This is a genomic window from Pseudomonas sp. (genome assembly GCF_050739995.1).
Taxonomy (GTDB): Bacteria; Pseudomonadota; Gammaproteobacteria; order Pseudomonadales; family Pseudomonadaceae; genus Aquipseudomonas.
The window spans coordinates 1-1,815 of the sequence record NZ_JBOICG010000412.1 but is presented as its reverse complement, the minus strand read 5'-3'; the positions used below and the strand labels follow the sequence as shown (position 1 = coordinate 1,815).

The window sequence follows — 1,815 nt, the reverse complement described above, 5'->3', positions numbered from 1 at the left end:
AGTGAGGGAGATGCCAGCCAGCGTCACACGCGGGCAAAGGTTGTTCAATTCAGGGTTGGCGGAGTTTGGTTGCAACGGGGCTAAACATTTGCCATCCCACTACCTGCTGGAAATAATGACCTCCCCGCCCATGCCCCAAGGACTCGACCGCATGAAAGCTCCGCTGGCCTTCTGTTTTTTGGCAAGCCTGACCACCCACGCCCTGGCCGATTCGCGCCTGGATGACGTGCTGCAACGTGGCACGCTGACCGTCTGCACCACCGGCGACTACACGCCATACTCCGCCCTGCGCGCCGATGGCCGCTATGAAGGCATCGACATTGCCATGGCCGAATCCTTGGCCAAGAGCCTCAACGCAAAGATCCACTGGGTGCCCACCACCTGGAAAACCTTGATGCCGGACTTCCTCGCCCAACGCTGCGACATCGCCGTGGGTGGCATTTCCGTGTCCCTGGAGCGTCAGAAAAAAGCGTTCTTCAGCCAGCCCCTGGGCGTCGACGGCAAGATCCCGCTGGTGCGCTGCGCCGATGTGCAGCGTTACCAGACCGTCGCACAGATCAACCAACCACAGGTGCGGGTGATCGAGCCGGCAGGCGGCACCAATGAAGTGTTTGCCCGCGCCCATCTGGGCCAGGCGCAGATACGCCTGCATGACAACGTGACCATCTTCGACGAACTGCTGGCGGGCAAGGCCGATGTGATGATCACCGACGCCAGCGAGGCGCGCTATCAACAGAAGCAGAAGCCGGGGTTATGCGCGGTCAACCCGGAGCAGTACATGCAATTCAGCGAAAAAGCCTTCCTGCTGCCCCGGGATGATGTGGCGTGGAAAAGCTACGTCGACCAGTGGCTGCATCTGAGCGTGGCCACTGGCGTGTACGCAGGCATCGTCAACCAGTGGCTGGCGGCGCCTTGAGCCACAGCCGTCTACGCTGTTGTCACATCAACAAGAAGGAGGGATAGGGAATGAAGGGATTGCTCCGAATCACCTGGCTGCTGCTGTTGTGTTTCGGCTCGGTGCACGCGGCCACTCAGGATGAGGACGCCCAGGCCGCCAAGACCCTGCTGGAGAAAGCCTTGGCTTACTACCAGAGCAACGGCGACAAAGCCTTCGCGGCGTTCAGTCGTCAGGGCGACTTCATCGACCACGATCGTTATGTGTTCGTGGTCGACACCCAAGGTGTGCTGCTGGCCAGCGGCGGGCCCTCCTCCGCCTTGATCGGCCGCGACGTGTCCGAGCTGCTCGGCCCGGACCTGCAAGCCTCGTTCAAACAAGCGCTGGCCACCCCCGAAGGCCAGGGTATCCAACAAGCCGATTACCGTTGGCAGAATTGGAACGATGGCAAGGTCGAGCACAAGCACGTGTTTTATCAGCGCGTGGGCCAGCGCATCCTGGCAGTAGGTTACTACCTGCCACGGGCCACGCCGGAACAAGCGCGGGCATTGCGCGACAAGGCGGTGAAAGCGCTGCTCAAGGATGAGGCCGGTACACTCAAGGCCATCAACTCACTGGAAGGCGGGTTCCTGCAGGATGACCTGTATGTGTTCGTGGTGGACCTGGATACCCGGCGCTATGTGGCTCACGGCACCAACCTACGCCTGGTCAACACCGACTTCAGCAAGATCAAGGACCCGGACGGCAAACCCGTCGGCGAGCCAATCCTGCATCTGATGGCCCAGCAGGACCAGAGTGAATACAAGTACCGCTGGAAAAACCCGGTAACCGACAAGGTCGAGAACAAGCATGCGTACTTGCGCAAGGCCGGGCATTTCATGGTCGCTGTCGGGTACTACAGCCCTTGATCAGGATTGAAA

The 1,815-nt window shown here is 60.5% G+C and carries 2 protein-coding genes; both read left to right on the top strand.

Features of this window, described 5'->3' with window-relative positions; genetic code table 11:
• Positions 1-151: 151 nt before the first annotated feature.
• Positions 152-916, top strand: a complete 765-nt coding sequence (locus ACRESD_RS13705) for a transporter substrate-binding domain-containing protein (protein ID WP_431751397.1) — start codon at positions 152-154, stop codon at positions 914-916.
• 50 nt (positions 917-966) lie between these two features.
• Complete coding sequence (locus ACRESD_RS13700) at positions 967-1,803, top strand: cache domain-containing protein (protein WP_431751396.1); 837 nt, start codon at positions 967-969, stop codon at positions 1,801-1,803.
• The last annotated feature ends 12 nt before the right edge of the window (positions 1,804-1,815 follow it).